The 21,525-nt window shown below is 55.4% G+C and carries 16 protein-coding genes; 9 read left to right on the top strand and 7 right to left on the bottom strand.

Annotated features, from left to right (window positions below):
* Window positions 1-14: 14 nt before the first annotated feature.
* The gene (gene rcsB, locus C0557_RS16880) at window positions 15-665 is read left to right on the top strand and encodes a response regulator transcription factor RcsB (RefSeq protein WP_007371125.1); all 651 of its coding nucleotides are present in this window, start codon (window positions 15-17) and stop codon (window positions 663-665) included.
* Between the two features lie 34 nt (window positions 666-699).
* On the opposite strand, the gene rcsC is transcribed toward rcsB, so the two are convergent.
* Both rcsC and gyrA read right to left on the bottom strand, forming a co-directional pair.
* Window positions 700-3,546, bottom strand: coding sequence for a two-component system sensor histidine kinase RcsC (rcsC, locus tag C0557_RS16885; RefSeq protein WP_208659686.1), 2,847 nt, complete (start codon window positions 3,544-3,546; stop codon window positions 700-702).
* A 115-nt stretch (window positions 3,547-3,661) separates the two neighbouring features.
* The gene (gyrA, locus tag C0557_RS16890) at window positions 3,662-6,298 is read right to left on the bottom strand and encodes a DNA topoisomerase (ATP-hydrolyzing) subunit A (protein ID WP_208659688.1); all 2,637 of its coding nucleotides are present in this window, start codon (window positions 6,296-6,298) and stop codon (window positions 3,662-3,664) included.
* Between the two features lie 158 nt (window positions 6,299-6,456).
* On the opposite strand from gyrA, the gene ubiG reads away from it, so the two are divergent.
* The 4 genes from ubiG to yfaE all read left to right on the top strand — a co-directional run bounded on the left by ubiG (window position 6,457) and on the right by yfaE (window position 11,247).
* Entirely contained in the window at window positions 6,457-7,185 is a 729-nt protein-coding gene (gene ubiG, locus C0557_RS16895) for a bifunctional 2-polyprenyl-6-hydroxyphenol methylase/3-demethylubiquinol 3-O-methyltransferase UbiG (RefSeq protein WP_208659690.1), read from the top strand.
* Between the two features lie 341 nt (window positions 7,186-7,526).
* Window positions 7,527-9,812: a class 1a ribonucleoside-diphosphate reductase subunit alpha gene (nrdA, locus tag C0557_RS16900; protein WP_208659693.1), complete on the top strand. Its 2,286-nt coding sequence runs from the start codon at window positions 7,527-7,529 to the stop codon at window positions 9,810-9,812.
* A gap of 50 nt (window positions 9,813-9,862) precedes the next feature.
* Complete coding sequence (gene nrdB / locus C0557_RS16905) at window positions 9,863-10,993, top strand: class Ia ribonucleoside-diphosphate reductase subunit beta (protein ID WP_043952922.1); 1,131 nt, start codon at window positions 9,863-9,865, stop codon at window positions 10,991-10,993.
* On the top strand, window positions 10,993-11,247 hold the full coding sequence (yfaE, locus tag C0557_RS16910; RefSeq protein ID WP_208659695.1) for a class I ribonucleotide reductase maintenance protein YfaE: 255 nt from the start codon (window positions 10,993-10,995) through the stop codon (window positions 11,245-11,247). Before nrdB ends, yfaE begins: the two co-directional genes overlap by 1 nt.
* Window positions 11,248-11,359: 112 nt before the next feature.
* Here the strand turns inward: yfaE and glpQ are convergent, their stop codons facing one another.
* The gene (gene glpQ, locus C0557_RS16915; RefSeq protein WP_208659697.1) at window positions 11,360-12,424 is read right to left on the bottom strand and encodes a glycerophosphodiester phosphodiesterase; all 1,065 of its coding nucleotides are present in this window, start codon (window positions 12,422-12,424) and stop codon (window positions 11,360-11,362) included.
* Between the two features lie 12 nt (window positions 12,425-12,436).
* Window positions 12,437-13,789 (bottom strand): glycerol-3-phosphate transporter, encoded by a 1,353-nt coding sequence (glpT, locus tag C0557_RS16920; protein ID WP_208659699.1) that lies wholly within the window; start codon window positions 13,787-13,789, stop codon window positions 12,437-12,439.
* Window positions 13,790-14,062: 273 nt separating this feature from the next.
* Between glpT and glpA the strand changes: the two genes are divergently transcribed.
* From glpA to glpC, 3 genes are read left to right on the top strand one after another with little or no spacing between them, the layout of a single operon-like run.
* A complete protein-coding gene (gene glpA / locus C0557_RS16925) occupies window positions 14,063-15,685 on the top strand; it encodes an anaerobic glycerol-3-phosphate dehydrogenase subunit A (protein WP_208659701.1) in 1,623 nt (540 codons plus the stop codon).
* Window positions 15,675-16,931, top strand: coding sequence for a glycerol-3-phosphate dehydrogenase subunit GlpB (glpB, locus tag C0557_RS16930; protein ID WP_208659703.1), 1,257 nt, complete (start codon window positions 15,675-15,677; stop codon window positions 16,929-16,931). Before glpA ends, glpB begins: the two co-directional genes overlap by 11 nt.
* Entirely contained in the window at window positions 16,928-18,118 is a 1,191-nt protein-coding gene (gene glpC, locus C0557_RS16935; protein WP_208659706.1) for an anaerobic glycerol-3-phosphate dehydrogenase subunit GlpC, read from the top strand. The genes glpB and glpC overlap by 4 nt, the downstream gene beginning before the upstream one ends.
* 28 nt (window positions 18,119-18,146) lie before the next feature.
* Here glpC and C0557_RS16940 read toward each other — a convergent pair whose 3' ends face one another.
* Both C0557_RS16940 and C0557_RS16945 read right to left on the bottom strand, forming a co-directional pair.
* Window positions 18,147-19,343, bottom strand: a complete 1,197-nt coding sequence (locus C0557_RS16940) for a nicotinamide mononucleotide deamidase-related protein YfaY (RefSeq protein WP_074780069.1) — start codon at window positions 19,341-19,343, stop codon at window positions 18,147-18,149.
* A gap of 93 nt (window positions 19,344-19,436) precedes the next feature.
* Window positions 19,437-19,979, bottom strand: coding sequence for a YfaZ family outer membrane protein (locus C0557_RS16945; protein ID WP_007371111.1), 543 nt, complete (start codon window positions 19,977-19,979; stop codon window positions 19,437-19,439).
* 171 nt (window positions 19,980-20,150) lie between these two features.
* Here C0557_RS16945 and nudI point away from each other — a divergent pair, with 171 nt between their 5' ends.
* Window positions 20,151-20,576: a nucleoside triphosphatase NudI gene (nudI, locus tag C0557_RS16950; RefSeq protein WP_208659708.1), complete on the top strand. Its 426-nt coding sequence runs from the start codon at window positions 20,151-20,153 to the stop codon at window positions 20,574-20,576.
* A gap of 3 nt (window positions 20,577-20,579) precedes the next feature.
* On the opposite strand, the gene C0557_RS16955 is transcribed toward nudI, so the two are convergent.
* Complete coding sequence (locus C0557_RS16955; protein ID WP_208659710.1) at window positions 20,580-21,500, bottom strand: Rpn family recombination-promoting nuclease/putative transposase; 921 nt, start codon at window positions 21,498-21,500, stop codon at window positions 20,580-20,582.
* Window positions 21,501-21,525: the final 25 nt, after the last annotated feature.

Consider the following 21,525-nt stretch of genomic DNA (forward strand, 5'->3'; position numbering starts at 1 on the left):
AGGTAGCCTAATACATGAACAATATGAACGTAATTATTGCCGATGACCATCCGATTGTACTGTTCGGTATTCGCAAGTCACTGGAACAAATCGAGTGGGTTAACGTAGTCGGTGAATTTGAAGACTCTACAGCGCTCATTAATAACCTGCCGAAACTCGAGGCAAATGTTCTGATCACCGACCTGTCAATGCCGGGCGATAAATACGGCGATGGTATTACGCTGATCAAATACATTAAACGCCATTTTCCTGCGCTGTCGATTATTGTTCTTACCATGAACAATAACCCGGCAATTCTGAGTGCGGTGCTGGATCTGGATATCGAAGGTATCGTACTGAAACAAGGCGCGCCAACCGACCTGCCTAAGGCTCTGGCCGCGCTGCAGAAAGGTAAGAAATTCACCCCTGAAAGCGTTTCTCGCCTGCTGGAAAAAATCAGCGCTGGCGGCTACGGCGACAAACGCCTGTCACCGAAAGAGAGCGAAGTACTGCGTCTGTTTGCAGAAGGTTTCCTGGTAACGGAAATCGCTAAAAAGCTGAACCGCAGTATCAAGACCATCAGTAGCCAGAAGAAATCTGCGATGATGAAACTGGGTGTCGATAACGATATCGCCCTGCTGAACTACCTCTCCTCGGTCACACTGACCCAGACAGAAAAAGAGTAATCCCCACAACCCCGGCTTTCGCCGGGGTTCTTTTTTATCCCCTGCTGTTTCTGACCCGCGCGACATAAGCTGCCAGCGTTTGCTTCAGCACATCCAGCGTCACCGGTTTCGACAGGCAGCTATCCATACCGGATTCAAGGCAGCGCTGTTTCTCTTCCGCCAGTGCGTTAGCCGTTACGCCAATCACCGGCAACGTCAGGCCCAGTTGGCGAATCCGCTGCGTCAGACGATAACCGTCCATATTCGGCATGTTGACGTCGCTGAGCACAATATCAATGTGGTTCTTGCTTAACACGTTCAATGCATCCACCCCATCGTTGGCTGTTTTGCATTGATAGCCCAGCGATCCCAACTGATCGGCAAGTAATCGCCGGTTAATCGGGTGATCGTCAACCACCAGGATCATCATATCGTCGTTGCGCAATACCTCATTGTCTTCTATGGCCTGCGTCGCAGTTGCCTGCGGTTCCACCACCTGCACGCGGTATATGCGTCCCAGCAACGCCAGCAAATCGTGCGGCGCGGCGACGCTGTGTAACCATTCGCCCGGCGCACGTTCAACGGGAATACCGATATGGCGGCGGCAGAAAACAATCACCGCCCGCGCGCCTGAAGGATGTTCCAGATCTTCGTCGGTAATCAACGTATCCTGATGGCCGAGCACGCGCCCGTCGTACTGCTTCACACGGATACCATTCCAGTTCAGCAAGCTTTGCAAATAGGCCGACAATGAGGCGTTACGCACCGCCAGCCAGCAGCAGGTCTCCGCCAGCCCATCGACATCAGCACGCACCGGCGCGACCGCACTGTAAAGCGGAATACGAATGGTGAACTGGCTGCCCATACCCGGTTCGGTATCCACCGCGATATCGCCGTCCATCATGCTAATCAGCTTCTCGCAAATCGCCAGCCCCAGGCCTGTGCCCTGGAAATTACGCTGCACCCCGGTTCCGACCTGGAAGAAGGGATCAAACAGCCGCACCACTTCTTTACCGGGGATCCCCACACCGGTATCGCGCACGCGTATGCTGAGATAATCCGCATCACGCTGTACATGCAGCACGATACAGCCGATGTCGGTGAACTTAATCGCATTGCTCAGCAGGTTTGAGATCACCTGTTGCAAACGCATCGGATCGCCGTTGAGAACCACTGGCACATCCGGCTCGATAAAGCAGTACAGCCCCAGCTGTTTACGCACCACCAGCGGCAGATAGTTGGCGGTAATATGGCTCATCACCTCGCGCGGGGAAAACTCACGCGGCTCGATTTTTAACTGCTCAGACTCAATTTTCGAGAAGTCGAGAATATCGCTGATAATTTTCAGCAGCAGGCTGGAAGAGTTATTCATCGCCGTCACCAGGCGATCGACGCCCTTCGGCAACTCTTTGGTTTGCAGCAGATCGAGGTTACCGATAATACCGTACAGCGGCGTGCGTAACTCATGACTGACGGTCGCCAGGAACATGGATTTCGACTGGCTGGCCTGTTCTGCCGCCTGCGCCATTTCCTGTAACGACTCTTCCATTTTGACGCGCGCGGAGACATCCACCAGCACACAAATCGCCACGTTTTCATTGCGATAGCGCGAATGAACAAAGCTGATTTGCAGATTAGTGTTGTTGCTGGTCAGTACATCAACAAAATTGACCTGCTGGCCGCAAATGATCTGCGTCAGCCGCTGCCGATCTTCATGCGTGAGCATGTTCAGGTAATTATGCGCCAGTTCATTACTGAGAATATTCGTCCCGTCCTGGGTGCGCAGAATACAGATCCCCACCGGCGCAGAAGCGACGATTTTACGGTTGAACTGCTCATGCTCTTCCAGCCGTTGCGCATCATTTTCCGCCGGAATAAAGATGCGTCGCTCATACATGCGCGCCAGGGTAAACAGCGCCACGCCAACCAGCACGTTCAGGAGCACGGCATTGAGGATCAGCATGCGGATGCGTTCCAGTACCATATCGACAGGAACGGAATAAACCACGCTCAATGAGGATGGCGGTAAGCTCTTTTTCAGGATCAGCTCGCGGAAACCGGAGGTGTAACCGAACCACGAACGTTCCTGCATCCAGCGCGGATCGGCAACAATGCCGCTATCCTGGCCGGTCAGCGAAATCAGCGAGTGCCCGCTTTCATCCAGAATGGTGACGCCCATCGGCAGGCTGCCCGGCGTAAAGAAATTCTCCATGCGGATTGACTGCTCGGTGCCCAGCAACGCCTGAAGACGATTGCCGAGATAAACCGGCGTCAGCGCGTAAAAGTAACCGATTCCCGGGCGCGGCCCCTGGCTCATCCAGTAGAGGTTGTTGCTGCGCTCATCCTGCGGCGCATTACGGTATTTCACAATCCGCTCATGCAAGCTTTTTAAGGTATCGTCACGCTCGACCGGCAGGTCGCGCAGGCCGAAATCCGCCATACACAGATTGTCGCTGCCAATCAGAAATACGCGGTTGAGATCGTAGGCGGCTGAGAAATTGTCGCGCCAGTAGCGCATAAACCACGCCAGCGACTCCAGCGAACCGCGCCATGAGCTACTCATCGCAGAGCAGTCAGAATCGGGGAACAGCGGTAAAAACGCCGGCACATCGGTTTTATCATCGCGACTGCGCGAGGTAAGGATGCCGTTTTCCGCCGTCAGACGGTTTTCGGCAATGTACTTCAGCTCTTTCATCACATCCGATGTGCGCTGAATGTAACGCTGCGCCTGATCGGAGCTGAGGTTGAATTCCTGACGAATTTCTGACTCTTTGTCGTGCAACGCATTGACGATGTAAAACACTGAAAAAAAGGCAATTAACAGCCACAGCAATAGCGCCAGCGCTCTGAATAAATAGCGGGAAACTTTCAGGGTGCTGCGAAAAGAGACGAGGTATTTCAACCTGGGGAAACTCCGCCACAAGGAAGTTAAAAAAGAGTGTCGTTAAGGTAGCGATAAATCGCGAATGCCGCAATGGCAATGAAAAAGGGCCGGAAAACCGGCCCTCTGTGACGCATTACTCGTCGGCGTCATCCGCCGTATCGTCGTCAGTGTCAACTTCCGGCGCGATGTCGTCATCGCCTTCCGCCACACTGCCGTCAATGGAGTCCAGCTCTTCGTCATCCACCGGTTCGGCGACGCGTTGCAGACCCACAACGTTTTCATCTTCCGCGGTACGGATGAGGATCACGCCCTGGGTATTACGGCCCACCACGCTGATTTCCGACACGCGGGTACGCACCAGCGTACCGGCATCGGTGATCATCATGATCTGATCGCAATCGTCTACTTGCACCGCACCGACCACGGAACCATTACGTTCGGTGACCTTGATGGAGATAACGCCCTGCGTACCACGAGATTTGGTCGGGTACTCGGTTTCAGCAGTACGTTTACCGTAACCGTTCTGCGTGACCGTCAGGATGGCGCCTTCGCCGCGCGGAACAATCAGCGATACCACGCTGTCTTTTTCCGCCAGCTTGATGCCGCGTACGCCGGTCGCCGTACGACCCATCGCGCGCACCGCACCCTCTTTAAAGCGCACCACTTTACCGGCGGCAGAGAACAGCATCACTTCGTCGTTCCCGGAGGTCAGATCGACGCCAATCAGTTCGTCGCCGTCATTCAGGTTAACGGCAATAATACCGGCAGAGCGCGGACGGCTGAACTCGGTAAGCGCGGTTTTCTTCACGGTACCGCTGGCGGTCGCCATAAAGACGTTAACGCCCTCTTCGTATTCGCGTACCGGCAGAATGGCCGTAATACGCTCGTTCGGCTCCAACGGCAGCAGGTTGACGATCGGGCGACCACGCGCGCCACGGCTCGCTTCCGGCAGCTGGTAAACCTTCATCCAGTAGAGACGGCCACGGCTGGAGAAGCAGAGGATCGTATCGTGGGTGTTGGCCACCAGCAGGCGGTCGATAAAGTCTTCTTCTTTAATACGCGCAGCCGATTTACCTTTACCGCCACGGCGCTGGGCTTCGTAGTCGGTCAGCGGCTGATACTTCACATAGCCCTGATGCGACAGCGTAACCACAACGTCTTCCTGAGTGATCAGGTCTTCGATATTGATATCGGCGGTGTTCGCGGTAATTTCGGTACGACGCTCATCACCGAACTGCTCGCGAATCAGTTCAAGCTCTTCACGAATCACTTCCATCAGGCGCTCAGCGCTGCCGAGGATGTGCAGCAGTTCAGCGATCTGCTCCAGCAGTTCTTTGTATTCGTCGAGCAGTTTTTCATGCTCAAGGCCAGTCAGTTTCTGCAAACGCAGATCCAGAATTGCCTGTGCCTGTTGCTCGGTCAGGTAGTATTTACCGTCGCGGATACCGAACTCCGGCTCCAGCCACTCCGGACGTGCAGCGTCATCGCCCGCACGTTCCAGCATCGAGGAGACACTGCCCAGATCCCACGGCTGCGCGATCAGGCCCACTTTCGCTTCGGCCGGGGTCGGCGCGCGACGGATCAGTTCGATGATCGGATCGATGTTCGCCAGCGCCACGGCCAACGCTTCAAGGATATGCGCACGGTCACGGGCTTTACGCAGTTCGAAAATGGTACGACGGGTCACCACTTCACGGCGGTGACGCACGAACGCGGCCAGAATCTCTTTCAGCGTCATGATCTTCGGCTGACCATGGTGCAACGCCACCATGTTGATACCAAAGGAGACCTGCAATTGCGTCTGGGAGTAGAGGTTGTTCAGCACCACTTCGCCCACGGCATCGCGTTTCACTTCGATTACGATGCGCATACCGTCTTTATCAGACTCGTCGCGCAGCGCGCTGATGCCTTCAACGCGTTTGTCTTTCACCAGTTCGGCAATCTTCTCGATCAGGCGCGCTTTGTTCACCTGATACGGAATTTCATGCACGATAATGGTTTCACGGCCGCTTTTCGCATCGGTTTCGACCTCTGCGCGGGCGCGAATGTAGATCTTGCCACGACCGGTGCGGTAGGCTTCTTCAATCCCACGGCGACCGTTAATGATGGCGGCAGTCGGGAAATCTGGCCCCGGAATGTGTTCCATCAGCCCTTCAACGCTGATGTCTTCATTGTCGATATAGGCCAGGCAACCGTTGATCACTTCCGTCAGGTTGTGTGGCGGAATGTTGGTAGCCATACCGACCGCGATACCGGAAGAACCGTTGACCAACAGGTTCGGGATCCTGGTCGGCATCACATCAGGAATTTTTTCGGTACCGTCGTAGTTATCGACGTAGTCAACCGTCTCTTTTTCCAGATCGGCCATCAATTCATGGGCGATCTTCGCCAGGCGAATTTCCGTATAACGCATCGCCGCCGCGGAGTCGCCATCGATGGAGCCGAAGTTGCCCTGACCATCAACCAGCATGTAACGCAGCGAGAATGGCTGCGCCATACGGACAATGGTGTCATACACCGCGGAATCACCATGGGGATGGTACTTACCGATTACGTCACCAACGACACGGGCAGATTTTTTGTAGGCTTTATTCCAGTCATTGCCCAATACGTTCATGGCGTAAAGTACGCGACGGTGAACCGGTTTCAGGCCATCTCGGACATCCGGCAGCGCACGGCCAACAATGACCGACATCGCATAGTCCAGATAGGAGCTTTTCAGCTCTTCCTCGATGTTAACCGGTGTAATTTCTCTCGCAAGGTCGCTCATCTAACCGCTATCCCTCTACTGTATCCCGGATTCAAAGGTCGCAAATTATAACACAACCGCTGTGATACAGGTAAATCTATAACTCCCGCGCAAAGGTTTATTCATCCCGTCGGCCTGATATACTCACACGTCTTATTGAGAGAGGAGTAAATGCGCCCATGAATGCCGAAAAAACACCGGCCGCTCAGAACGTTGACCATGCTGAAATTGCCAAATTTGAAGCTGTCGCTTCACGCTGGTGGGATAAAGAGGGTGAATTTAAACCCCTGCACCGTATTAACCCGCTGCGTCTGGGCTACATTGGCGAACATGCCGACGGTCTGTTCGGTAAAAAGGTGCTTGATGTCGGCTGCGGCGGCGGCATCCTGGCGGAAAGCATGGCGCAGGAAGGCGCAACGGTGACCGGTCTGGATATGGGCTTTGAACCGTTGCAGGTCGCGCGTCTGCATGCGCTGGAATCTGGCGTGCAGGTCGATTATGTTCAGGAAACCGTCGAAGAACATGCCGCGAAACACGCACAGCAGTACGACGTGGTGACCTGCATGGAGATGCTGGAGCACGTCCCCGATCCACAATCGGTGGTAAAAGCCTGCGCGCAGCTGGTTAAACCGGGCGGCCACGTCTTCTTTTCGACCATTAACCGCAATGGCAAATCCTGGCTGATGGCCGTCGTCGGTGCAGAATACGTACTGCGCATGGTGCCGAAAGGCACGCACGACGTGAAGAAATTCATTAAACCTGCTGAATTAATAAACTGGATCGATGAGACGGTACTTCAGGAACGTCATATCACCGGGCTGCATTATAATCCGCTGCTGAATAAATTTAGCTTAGGACCGGGCGTTGATGTTAATTATATGTTACACGCAACGGCAAAAAACGACTAAGCCATCAGTTAAAGTTATAAATATTGCGCAGTATCAAGCTGCGCATTTGCCTTTCCCGATGAAGAAATCAGCACTCGATCAAAATTTCATTTTTTTTTGTAAAACGTTGACATCCCCGCCAGGCCTTACAGCATGAGGTCTTAGCGTTTATTACGCTTTCGCAACCTCAATTTAACCTCAAAATCAACTCTTGTACTGAAAAGAATCCTTACTAGAATAATCACCATATAGCGTTTTCCTTATCGCAAACCCCCTACATATAGTATTTATCCACAGAGTTAGTCACAGCGACGAACTGTGGATAATTGGGGGATACTTTTATTTCACGGACAGGTAATCACATGAATCAGAGTCTGCTGGTGACAAAACGTGATGGTGGCACTGAGCGCATCAATCTCGACAAAATCCATCGTGTGCTGGATTGGGCGGCAGAGGGGCTGAGTAACGTCTCTATCTCCCAGGTTGAACTGCGTTCACACATTCAGTTTTACGACGGGATCAAAACCTCCGATATCCATGAGACCATCATTAAGGCCGCAGCGGATTTAATCTCCCGCGATGCGCCGGACTACCAGTACCTGGCCGCGCGCCTGGCGATTTTCCACCTGCGTAAAAAAGCTTACGGTCAGTTTGAACCGCCAGCGCTGTACGACCACGTGAAAAAGATGATCGAACTGGGCAAATACGATCATCATCTGCTGGAAGACTATACGGAAGAAGAGTTCAAGCAGATGGACGGTTTTATCGATCACTGGCGTGATATGAACTTCTCCTACGCCGCCGTCAAGCAGCTGGAAGGGAAATATCTGGTACAGAACCGCGTGACCGGCGAAATCTACGAGAGCGCGCAGTTCCTCTATATTCTGGTGGCTGCCTGCCTGTTCTCGAACTACCCGCGTGAAACGCGTCTGGACTACGTTAAGCGTTTCTATGATGCGGTATCCACGTTCAAAATTTCGCTGCCGACGCCGATCATGTCCGGCGTGCGCACCCCGACGCGTCAGTTCAGCTCCTGCGTACTGATTGAGTGCGGCGATAGCCTGGATTCCATCAACGCCACCTCCAGCGCGATTGTGAAATACGTTTCCCAGCGTGCCGGTATCGGCATCAATGCCGGTCGCATCCGCGCGCTGGGCAGCCCAATCCGTGGCGGTGAAGCGTTCCACACCGGCTGTATTCCGTTCTACAAACATTTCCAGACGGCGGTGAAATCCTGCTCGCAGGGCGGCGTGCGCGGTGGCGCAGCCACCCTGTTCTACCCGATGTGGCACCTGGAAGTAGAAAGCCTGCTGGTACTGAAAAACAACCGTGGCGTGGAAGGCAACCGCGTGCGTCACATGGACTACGGCGTACAGATCAACAAGCTGATGTACACCCGTCTGCTGAAAGGTGAAGAGATCACCCTGTTCAGCCCGTCCGACGTCCCGGGTTTGTACGACGCGTTCTTCGCCGATCAGGACGAGTTCGAACGTCTGTACACCCAATATGAGAAAGACGACAGCATCCGTAAGCAGCGCATCAAAGCGGTTGAGCTGTTCTCACTGATGATGCAGGAACGTGCCTCAACAGGCCGTATCTACATCCAGAACGTTGACCACTGCAACACGCACAGCCCGTTCGACCCGCAGGTCGCGCCGGTACGTCAATCCAACCTGTGCCTGGAAATCGCGCTGCCGACCAAGCCGCTTGATGACGTTAACGACGACAGCGGTGAAATCGCACTCTGTACGCTGTCTGCTTTCAACCTCGGCGCCATCAGAAACCTCGACGAGCTGGAAGAACTGGCAACGCTTGCGGTACGTGCTCTCGACGCGCTGCTGGATTACCAGGATTACCCAATCCCGGCCGCAAAACGTGGCGCCATGGGCCGCCGTACGCTGGGTATCGGCGTGATCAACTTTGCTTACTGGCTGGCGAAGAACGGCAAGCGTTACTCCGACGGCAGCGCCAATAACCTGACGCATCAGACTTTCGAAGCCATTCAGTACTGGCTGCTGAAAGCGTCTAACGAGCTGGCGAAAGAGCAAGGCGCATGCCCGTGGTTCAACGAAACCACCTATTCGCAGGGTATTTTGCCGATCGACACCTACAAGAAAGATCTCGACGGTATTACCAACGAGCCGCTGCATTACGACTGGGAAGCACTGCGCGAATCCATCAAAACGCACGGCCTGCGTAACTCCACGCTCTCCGCGCTGATGCCGTCTGAAACGTCATCGCAGATCTCCAACGCCACCAACGGTATCGAACCGCCGCGCGGCCACGTGAGCATCAAAGCGTCGAAAGATGGTATTCTGCGCCAGGTGGTGCCGGACTACGAACAACTGAGCACCGCTTACGAGCTGCTGTGGGAAATGCCGAACAATGACGGCTATCTGCAACTGGTCGGCATTATGCAGAAGTTTATCGATCAGTCGATTTCGGCGAACACCAACTACGATCCGAGCCGTTTCCCGTCGGGCAAAGTGCCGATGCAGCAATTGTTGAAAGACTTGCTCACCGCGTACAAATTTGGTGTGAAAACGCTGTACTATCAGAACACCCGCGATGGAGCGGAAGATGCCCAGGATGACCTGGTGCCTTCCATCCAGGACGATGGCTGCGAAAGCGGCGCATGTAAGATCTAACGAAGGGGCGGGGAAACCCGCCCTTTTCTTTCGCAAGACAGGACACTTTCATGGCTTACACCACTTTTTCACAGACGAAAAACAATCAGCTACTGGAGCCGATGTTCTTTGGCCAGCCGGTTAACGTGGCGCGCTACGATCAGCAAAAATATGACATCTTTGAAAAGCTGATTGAAAAACAACTCTCCTTCTTCTGGCGTCCGGAAGAAGTTGATGTTTCCCGCGACCGTATCGATTTCCAGGCGCTGCCGGAACACGAAAAACATATTTTTATCAGCAACCTGAAATACCAGACGCTGCTGGATTCTATTCAGGGCCGCAGCCCGAACGTCGCGCTGCTGCCGCTGATCTCCATTCCGGAGCTGGAAACCTGGGTCGAGACGTGGGCGTTTTCCGAAACCATCCACTCGCGCTCTTACACCCACATCATCCGCAACATCGTTAACGATCCGGCGGTGGTGTTTGACGATATCGTCACTAACGAGCAGATCCTCAAGCGTGCGGAAGGCATCTCGCATTTCTATGATGAACTGATTGAGATGACCAGCTACTGGCACCTGCTGGGCGAAGGCACACACACCGTGAACGGCAAAACCGTTACCGTGAACCTGCGCGAGCTGAAAAAGAAACTCTACCTGTGCCTGATGAGCGTGAATGCGCTGGAAGCGATTCGCTTCTATGTCAGCTTCGCTTGCTCCTTTGCCTTTGCCGAGCGCGAGCTGATGGAAGGCAACGCCAAAATCATCCGCCTGATTGCCCGCGATGAAGCGCTGCACCTGACCGGCACTCAGCATATGCTGAACCTGCTGCGCTCTGGCGCTGACGATCCGGAAATGGCGGAGATTGCCGAAGAGTGCAAACAGGCATGTTACGACCTGTTCGTGCAGGCGGCCTTGCAGGAGAAAGAGTGGGCGGAATATCTGTTCCAGGGCGGTTCGATGATCGGCCTGAACAAAGACATTCTCTGCCAGTACGTCGAGTACATTACCAACATCCGCATGCAGGCGGTTGGCCTCGATCTGCCGTTCCAGACGCGTTCAAACCCGATTCCGTGGATCAACACCTGGCTGGTTTCCGATAACGTGCAGGTGGCGCCGCAGGAAGTGGAAGTCAGCTCCTACCTGGTCGGTCAGATCGATTCTGAAGTCGATACCGACGATCTGAGCAGCTTCCAGCTCTGATGAGCCGCGTAACGCTGCGCCTTTCCGGCACCGAGGTGCTGTGCCGGGATGAGCACCCTTCCCTGCTGGTGGCGCTGGAGTCACAGCAGGTGGAGGTGGAGTACCAGTGCCGCGCAGGCTACTGCGGTTCCTGCCGCTGCCGTCTGATAGCAGGCCAGGTTGACTGGATTGCCGAGCCGCTGGCCTTCGTTAACGAAGGGGAAATTTTGCCCTGCTGCTGCCGGGCGAAAGGCGATATCGAGATCGAGATGTAAAAAATGCCGGGTGGCACTGCGTTTACCCGGCCTACCGTTACTGTACGCTCATCCCTTCGTAGGCCTGATAAGCGAAGCGCCATCAGGCAACTTCGCTTACCGGGTCCCACTCTTATTTCCGCTTTAAAAACTGCACCGCTTTATCCGGGAAGTCAGTAAATAAGCCATCGACATCCGCCTGCCGGTATAGCACTTCATAAAGCTGATTCACATCGGCGGCATACGGCGGGAGTTGATCGGCCCGCACGGTAAACGGGTGTACCTGCAAATGGCTGGCATGCGCCTCTTTCACCATCTGCGTTAGCTTCACGTTACCCGGTGTGGAACCGTCTGCCACCAGCATATGGTAATCCGGGCCAATTCCGTCGGCATACTGCGCAATCTGCCGCATCGCGCCAGGTTGCAGCATCCAGTCATAGTTGTAATTCACCCATTTACCATCCGGCTGTTTTTGCTGGGTTTCATGCCATTTAGTGTAAGCAATCAGTTGCACCAGATTGAGATCCATCCCCATCTTCGGTTCCAGCTCATGTTTAATGCGCTTCAGCTCGTCGGCATCAAAACATTGCAGGTAGACTTTGTCTTTTTTGCTGGTGTAACCGTACTTTTTCAGCACTTCCAGCGTCTTCGCGGCAATGTCCTTGCCTTCCTGATGGTGAAACCACGGCGCTTTGATTTCCGGGTAGATACCGATATTTTTGCCGGTGGAGTGATTTAACCCCTGCACAAACTCAATCTCTTCGGCAAAGGTATGGATACGGAATTCCGATTTGCCCATCGGGAAGCGTCCCGGAAAGAGCTGCACTTTTTTGCCGTTTTCCACATCAAAGCCTTCGGTAAACTTCAAAGAGCGGATTTCGTCGAGCGTAAAGTCGATGGCATAAAAGCGGCCATCTTTACGGGCGCGCTGCGGAAAACGCTCCGCCACATCGGTCACGCGATCCAGATAGTGATCGTGCAGGACAACCAGCTGGTCGTCTTTGGTCATCACCAGATCCTGCTCAAGATAATCGGCGCCCTGCGCATAGGCCATCGCTTTCGCCGGTAATGTGTGCTCCGGCAGATAGCCGCTTGCGCCGCGATGGGCAATCACGATTTTCTCCGCCGCCAGCGCATGGCTGGCAAATAAACCGGCCAGCAGCAGGCCGGTTGTGATACGGGTAAAAGTGGTTTTCATCTGATCTCCCTTTTACTGACGGCGCGCCAGCATCTCAGCATGGTGACGTTTTTCGCCCAGCATCACGACAATCAGCAACAAAACGGCGAGAATACTGCCGCCGATCATCACCATAAAACCGCCATCCCAGCCGAAGAAATCAACGGTATAACCAACAATGGCGCTGGCCGCGACAGAACCGCCGAGGTAGCCAAACAACCCGGTAAACCCGGCTGCCGTACCCGCTGCTTTTTTCGGCGCCAGCTCCAGCGCATGCAAGCCAATCAGCATCACCGGGCCATAAATCAGGAAGCCAATGACGATCATGCAGATCATATCTACCGTCGGATTGCCCGCCGGGTTCAGCCAGTAAACAATAGTCGCGATCGTCACCAGCGTCATAAAGAACACGCCAGTCGCGCCGCGATTGCCACGGAACACTTTGTCCGACATCCAGCCGCAGAGCAGCGTGCCGGGAATACCCGCGTACTCATACAAAAAATAGGCCCACGAGGATTTATCCAGCGCGAAGTGCTTCACTTCTTTCAGGTAAGTTGGCGACCAGTCGAGAATGCCGTAGCGCAACAGGTATACGAACACGTTAGCCACGGCGATGTACCACAACAGCTTGTTCGGCAGGATGTACTGCATAAAAATCTGCTTCGCCGACAGCTCTTCTTCGTGCTTGTCGCTGTAATCATCCGGGTAGTCGTTTTTGTACTCTTCGATCGGCGGCAAACCGCAGGATTGCGGCGTATCACGCATCAGAGCAAAGGCGATAATCGCCACCAGAATCGCGCCAAAGGCCGGCATATACAGCGCCGCATGCCAGTCGTTAAACCAGGCCATTCCCAACAAAAACAGCAGTGGCGGAATGCCGCCGCCGACGTTATGCGCGCAGTTCCACACAGAAACAACGCCACCGCGTTCCTTCTGCGACCACCAGTGCACCATCGTACGTCCGCACGGCGGCCAGCCCATCCCCTGGAACCAGCCGCATAAAAAGAGCAGCACAAACATGATCATAATGCTGGAGGTGGCCCATGGCACAAAGCCCATAAACAGCATCACGGCAGCCGCCAGGATCAGACCGGCAGGCAGAAACACGCGCGGATTCGAACGATCCGATACCGAACCCATGATGAATTTCGAAAAGCCGTAGGCAATGGAGATGCCTGACAGCGCAAACCCCAGATCGCCACGGGAGAACCCTTGTTCAACGAGGTACGGCATAGCCAGGGCAAAGTTTTTACGCACCAGATAATAGGCAGCGTAACCAAAAAAAATACCGAGGAAAATTTGCCAGCGCAGCCGCCGATAAAGCGGGTCGATTTGCGCGTCCGGCAGACGCGAAAGATGGGGGGCGGGTTTAAAAATACTCAACATAGCGGCCTCCGTGGCGCGGTAAGACTCATTTCGGTCAGAAATGAGTGAAAACGAACATAACGAAAGTTATTCGCGGCGGATTGTAGAGAAAGTTTTACGTAGAGAGAACGGGTTGTCGCAATATATGTTACAGAAATATGACAAGAGTCTAATTTCACGCATGAAAGCGCGTTTCACTTTCGTTATTTGCTCGAATATGCGCGATATCAAACAAACCACACCCATAGTGTGGCTAAATGGTTGCATCTGAAAGTCGGCCACAGGGACGCGAAGATGCATAACTCTCCTGATTACGATGTGATCATTATTGGCGGCGGAGCCACCGGTGCCGGGATAGCCCGTGACTGCGCCCTGCGCGGACTGCGCGCGGTGCTGATCGAACGTCACGATATCGCCACCGGCGCAACCGGCCGCAACCACGGCCTGCTGCACAGCGGGGCGCGCTATGCAGTCACCGATAATGAATCTGCGCGCGAATGCATTGCAGAGAACCAAATTCTCAAACGCATTGCCCGCCACTGCGTTGAACCCACCGATGGTCTGTTCATTACGCTGCCGGAAGATGATTTGGTCTATCAAAGCCAGTTTATCGATTGCTGCCAGCAGGCAGGCATTCCGGCGCAGGCGATTTCGCCACAGGACGCGCTGCGGTTAGAACCGAGCGTTAACCCAACGCTGCTCGGCGCTGTACGCGTGCCGGATGGGACGGTTGATCCTTTCCGCCTGACCGCCAGCAATATGCTGGATGCGCGTGAGCACGGAGCAAAAATCCTTACCGGCCACGAAGTGTGCGGGTTGATTCGCCATGGCGATCGCGTGAGCGGCGTGAATCTCTGGCATCCTGCCAGCGGCGAAAACCTGCAACTTTACGCGCCGGTGGTGGTGAACGCCGCCGGGATCTGGGGCCAGCGCATCGCGGAATATGCCGATCTGCGCATTCGCATGTTCCCGGCCAAAGGCGCGCTGTTAATTCTCGATCACCGCATCAATCAGCGGGTCATTAACCGCTGCCGTAAACCTGCCGATGCCGATATTCTGGTGCCTGGCGACACCATTTCGCTGATCGGCACCACCTCCACGCACATTGATTACGCCGATATCGATAACGTCCGCGTGACGCCGGAAGAGGTGGATATTCTGCTGCGCGAAGGGGAAAAACTGGCGCCGGTCATGGCGCAAACGCGCATTCTGCGCGCCTATGCGGGTGTGCGTCCGTTGGTAGCCAGCGACGACGATCCGAGCGGCCGCAATGTCAGCCGGGGCATTGTGCTGCTGGATCACGCACAGCGCGACGGGCTGGAAGGGTTTATCACCATTACCGGCGGCAAACTGATGACTTACCGCCTGATGGCCGAATGGGCAACGGACGCGGTCTGCCAAAAACTGAACCACAGCTCGGCCTGCACCACCGCTTCCACGCCGCTGCCTGGCTCCCGGGAATCAACCGAGCAGACACTGAAAAAAATCATCTCACTGCCAACGCCGCTGCGCGGTTCTGCGGTTTATCGTCACGGCGATCGCACACCCAACTGGCTCGGCAGCGATCGCCACAACCGCAGCCTGGTCTGCGAATGTGAAGCCGTGACGGCGGGCGAAGTGCAGTACGCGGTGGAAAACCTGAATGTCCATTCGCTGCTCGATTTACGCCGCCGCACGCGCGTCGGCATGGGCACCTGCCAGGGTGAATTATGCGCCTGTCGCGCTGCCGGGCTGTTAAACCGTCTGCATGTTACCAGCGAAACCGAGTCGCTCAGCCAGTTGCGTGATTTCCTTAATGAGCGCTGGAAAGGCGTGAAGCCGGTGGCCTGGGGCAATGCCCTGCGCGAAAGCGAGTTCACGCGTTGGGTTTACCAGGGATTATGTGGTCTGGAAAAGGAGGCAGAAGATGAGATTTGATACGGTCATCATCGGCGGCGGTCTGGCAGGGCTGCTATGCGGTATTCGCCTGAGTGAAAGCGGGCAGCGCTGCGCGATTATCAGCCGGGGCCAGAGCGCGCTGAGTTTCTCCTCCGGCTCGCTGGATCTGCTCTCTTTTCTGCCGGATGGACAACCGGTTACCGACATCGACAGCGCGATTGCCCTGCTGGAACAACACTACGGCGCGCATCCTTACGCGCTGCTGGGTGCGAAAGCGGTGCGACACTACGCGCAGCAGGCGCAAACCCTGCTCGCCGACTGTAATCTGGCGTTGCAGGGAGAGATTGATACACAGCATCACCGCGTGACGCCGCTGGGCACGTTTCGCCGCGCCTGGCTTAGCCCGCAGGAAGTACCGCGCAAAACAGAGGCGCAACAGCGAACTGCGGTGGTCGGCATTAGCGGGTTTCTTGATTTTCAGCCGCAACTGGCCGCAGGCGCGCTGCGTAAACGCGGCATCGATGCCTATGCCGAAGAGATTGAACTGCCAGCGCTGGACAGGCTGCGCGATAACCCCAGCGAGTTCCGCGCGGTGAATATTGCCCGCCTGCTGGATGCGTCGGAGCACTATAGCGAACTGTATAACGCGCTGCTTCCGCTCAGCCAGCAATACGGGATGCTCTGGCTGCCCGCCTGCTTCGGCCTGACGGACAACCACGTATTTACCCAACTGAATAAACAATTAGCCTGCCCGCTGCGCCTGCTGCCAACGCTGCCGCCCTCCGTACCGGGAATGCGCATGCAGTTATTGTTGCAGCAGCGTTTTATTCAACAAGGCGGGAGCTGGATGCCGGGCGATGACGTGTTGCGTGCTGACATCAGCAACAACCATGTCACACAGCTCTGGACCCGTAAGCATGAAGACATTCCGCTGCGCGCGCGCCACGTAGTGCTGGCCAGCGGTAGCTTCTTCAGCAATGGCCTGATCGCCGGGCGCGATCGCGTGCGGGAGGCGGTCTTTGATCTGGATGTCATGCAGAGCGACAAGCGCAGCGACTGGTATCGCGACGATGTGTTTGACAGCCAGCCGTGGCAGCAATTTGGCGTCCGGACCGACGCGCAACTGCGCGGCCTGCGCCAGGGCGCTGTCGTGGAGAATCTTTATGTTATTGGTTCGGTGCTGGGCGGGTTCGATGCGGTCGCTCAGGGATGCGGCGGCGGGGTTTGCGCCGTAACGGCGCTGCATGCCGCGCAGCAGATCATTGCACAAGGAGGCGAACAATGAACAGCACGCAGTTCGAAAGCTGTATTAAATGCACCGCATGCACCACCGCATGCCCGGTCAGCCGGGTCAACCCCAATTACCCCGGCCCGAAACAGGCCGGTCCCGATGGCGAACGGCTGCGTCTGAAAGATGCCGCGCTGTATGACGATGCGCTGAAGTATTGCACCAACTGTAAACGCTGTGAAACCGCCTGCCCTTCCGGGGTGAAGATTGGCGACATTATTCAGCGCGCCCGCGTCCAGTACGCGGCAAAACCGTTCTCGCTGCGTAATGCTATCCTCAGCCATACGGATTTGATGGGCTCGCTGTCAACGCCCGTTGCTCCGCTCGTCAACACCGCTACGGCGTTAAAGCCGGTACGCCAGTTACTTGATAAGACGCTGAAAATCGATCACCACCGCACGCTGCCGAAATACTCTCACGGCACGTTTCGCCGCTGGTATCGTAGCATTGCCGCGCAACAGCGGGCATTTCCGCAACAGGTGGCGTTTTTTCACGGCTGCTATGTCAATTACAACCATCCGCAATTGGGCAAAGATCTGATTCGTCTGCTGAACGACATGGGCATTGGCGTGCAGTTATTACAGCGGGAGAAGTGTTGCGGCGTGCCGCTGATTGCCAATGGCTTCTTCGCAAAAGCGAAAAAACAGGCGCAATTCAATGTGCAGTCGCTGACGCAAGCCGTTGGCGAGCAAGGCTTACCGGTGATCGCCACCTCTTCCACCTGCGCTTTCACCCTGCGCGATGAGTATCCGCATCTGCTGGATGTGGATAACAGCCAGGTGCGCTCACACATCGATCTGGCGACGCGCTGGATCTGGCGCATGCTGGATGAAGGGAAAAAGCTGACGCTGCGCGAGACACCGCTGAAGGTGGTCTATCACACCCCGTGTCATATGGAAAAAATGGGCTGGACGCACTATACGCTGGAGCTGCTGCGGCGCATTCCGGGGCTGGAACTGACGGTGCTGGACTCCCGCTGCTGCGGTATCGCTGGCACGTACGGTTTTAAAAGCGAGAACTACACGACTTCGCAGGCCATCGGCGCGCCGCTGTTTGCCCAGATTGAGGCCAGCGGCGCCGACCTGGTGGTGACGGATTGCGAAACCTGTAAATGGCAGATTGAGATGTCCACCAGCAAGCGCTGCGAACATCCCATCACCCTGCTGGCGCAAGCATTAGGGTAACGGCAAGCCGTTACCCTTTCTTTCGGAATTACACCGACAAGGTTTCGACGACATTGATCCAGCCGTGATCGCTGGCCAGATCTTTACCTTCCAGCCAGCGGCGCAGGATATTGAGCGCCATCATCGCACACACTTCCTGACGCACGACCAGATCGTGACGATTGGTGTTGAATTTCACCCGCAGCGCCTGCGTCCCTTCCGGCGTGGCAAGCGCAAAGTTGAGGTGATCCTCTTCCAGACCAGTCACGGTCAGCGCCAGCCCGGCGAGATGCCGGTTGCGCAGTTCGGTCGTCCAGCGCGCGCTTTGCGCCAGTTCTTCCGCCTGCGACGGCAACACTTCGCTGGCCAGCAGCGGCGCACCGGCCCGGGAAAGTTGCAGCGCGACCAGCCCTCCGGTGAACTGCTCGCTCAGGGTCAGGCTAAGCTGGCGCTCGCGCAACCGCGCGGCAAGCAGCGCCGGTAAGCCGACAGTGCCTTCAAAAATCAGGCTCTCACCGGCGACACGCTTCACTTGCGGCCATACGGCTTCCATCGCCGCGCGATGCTCCGCCGGACCGGTCAGTTTCAATTCAATAATCGGCATTGATGAGCGGTAACCCATCACCACGCCTTCAGGTAATTCGAGGTGTGCCAGGCTTTGCGCCAGATCGCTTTCCGAGCGGCCAAAGGTGGTCAGACGCAGACAAATCGGCGGTTCTGGCAGCGTAAAACGCGCACGCAGACGCGGCAGGATTTCGTGCTCAACCATCACCCTGAATTCAGACGGCACGCCGGGGGTAAAGAACATCAGACAGCGGTTAAGTTGAACAGCAAAACCGCACGCGGTGCCGACCGGGTTATCGACCAGTTCCGCGCTGGCCGGGATTTCCGCCTGTTTGCGGTTGCTGGGCGCCATCACGCGGCCGCGTTCACTGAAAAAACGCTCCATTTGCGCCAGCCAGGCTTCGTGGAGCACCAGCTCTTCACCTTTGGCCGTCGCCGCCGCCAGCGCGCTCAGATCGTCGCTGGTTGGCCCAAGACCGCCGTTTACAATCAGCACATCCGCGTGTTCGCTGCGCTCGCGCAGAATGGCAACCAGATCATTGAGATTATCGCCGACGGTGTTGCGGCGCGTTAACGGCAGTCCCTGATTAAAGAAAAAGTCCGCCAGCCATGCCGCGTTGGTATCCACAATCTGACCATGCAGCACTTCATCGCCGGTGGACAGCATCTCCACGTTTAACATTGTTATCTCCAGCAATCGAGGTTGAAACACTATAACGCATGTGCGGGGTAAAAAAGGCAATAAACTGGCGCGGACGAACGCCGCGCCGGGGGATCAGAAGCTGGCGCTTACGCCGACATACGGGCCATCGGCCACGGCGTTATCGCGATGACCTTCTTTACCGGTCATATCGATATAGCGATAACCGGCTTCAACGGTCAGCGGGCGCATAATGGTGTAACGCGCACCGGCGTTCGCTTCCTGGTACTCTTTCACACCGCTGGAGAGCGAATCCGGCGAGTAGTAATATTCGCCGAACAGGCTGAAGCTGCTGGCGATTTTCCATTGCAGGCCACCGCCGACCGCGATGGCATAACCGTCGCTGCCGGAATCCGGGCTGATGTAAAGGCCTTTACCGCCGACAGTTGCCAGGAACGGCCCCAGCGGAAGGTTATAGCCCAGACCCAGACCAGCGACTTCACCATCATCTTCGCTGTGCGCCCAGTTGCCGGTTACGGCAATACCGCTGGTTTCAGTACCAAACCCGAAACCTAAGTTGCTGTAATCCTTACCAAGCTGACCATTCAAACTCACAGCCTGCGCGCCGGCAGATGCCAGCAGCAGACTGGCTAACCCTAATAAAGCCACTTTTTTCATTTTTGATATCCGCACATTTCAAGCCAATTTCCCAAAGCTACTGATTATATGCTTATTTTTCTTTTCGCATAATGAATAAAAAAGGAATGATGCGCTAAGCCGCGCACTTTTTCTGCGCCGCAGTGTGCTATAACGTTGCGCAGACTTTTCCTCATTATCAAGGAGAGACCAATGCGACAACGGACAATTGTCTGCCCGCTGATTCAAAATGATGGCGCGTACCTGTTATGCAAAATGGCCGATGACCGTGGCGTCTTTCCCGGCCAGTGGGCTTTGTCAGGTGGCGGAGTGGAGCCGGGCGAGCGGATTGAAGAAGCGCTGCGCAGAGAGATCCGCGAAGAGCTGGGCGATGACCTGGTGTTAAGCCAGATAACGCCGTGGACCTTTCGCGATGATACGCGAATGAAAACCTACCCCGACGGCACGAAAGAGCAGATCTACATGATTTACCTGATCTTCGACTGCATCAGCGCCAACCGTGAAGTCAGCATCAATGACGAGTTTCAGGATTTTGCGTGGGTGATGCCTGCGGACCTGCACCGTTACGATCTCAACGACGCCACCCGCAGGACATTAACCCTGAAAGGATTGCTGTAAACCTCAGTGGCTGGCCTGCTCAACCACGTCAGCCGGAAGCCCGGTCAGTGTTACCACATCGTCGGGCCTGATCCCCTTTTCCAGCATCGCTCTGGCAATACGTAACGCTTCCTGCCGTATGCCTTCGTCTCTGCCTTGCGTAAAGCCCTGTGCCATGCCTTCGTCTCTGAGAAACTGCGCAATGTTCATTAACGCCTCCTTATGCTGATGATCCCTTGTTCCGCTGGCTATTGCGTCTAAAAACGATGCCGGATCCCGGGTATGCCCGGCCTGCAACAGGTAATTCAGCAACGTTTTCAACTGAGCGCTGCCAGTGTATCCCAGAGACAATAACGCCACCAGTTGCTCCTGAAGTTCCACCGTGTCCCGCAGCCGCACATGCTTCTGCAATAATTCGAGCATAGCTATCCGGCGATGCCGGGCAATCTCGTCATCAGGAATACAGGTGACGTCCACCAGCGGAAACGCGCTAGTATAAAGCGACTGAGCCTGCGCAGGCAGCTGAAAAGCGTCCAGCCAACGCAGCGACCAGGGATAGGGCGTTACCCGTCCATGATAAAAAAGTAGCGGGATCACCAGCGGCAGCTCGCTATACCCTTTATCCAGGTGACGCTGCATCGCTGCAATGGCATAACGCATCAGGCGAAAGGCCATATTTTTATCCGGTGAGCTTTGATGTTCGATCAGTGCGTAAAGATAACCTTCACCCGACGCTGTTTTCAGCGAATAGAGGATATCGGCATAACAGTTGCGCAGATCCTCCTCGACAAAACTTCCCGATTCCAGGCGTAACGTATTTAAATCACAGAGTACTTTTAAACGTTCCGGTAAGTGGATATCGAAAAAATCGCGCGCCGTTTCCGTGTGGGCCAACAATTTACGAAACACCGCATCATGCGGAGCGGAGGAAGAAGCGTTGTGCATAGCAATCCCTGCGTCAGTATTCCTT

It is taken from the genome of Kosakonia sp. MUSA4, from assembly GCF_013085925.1.
GTDB classification, from domain to species: Bacteria; Pseudomonadota; Gammaproteobacteria; order Enterobacterales; family Enterobacteriaceae; genus Kosakonia; species Kosakonia sacchari_B.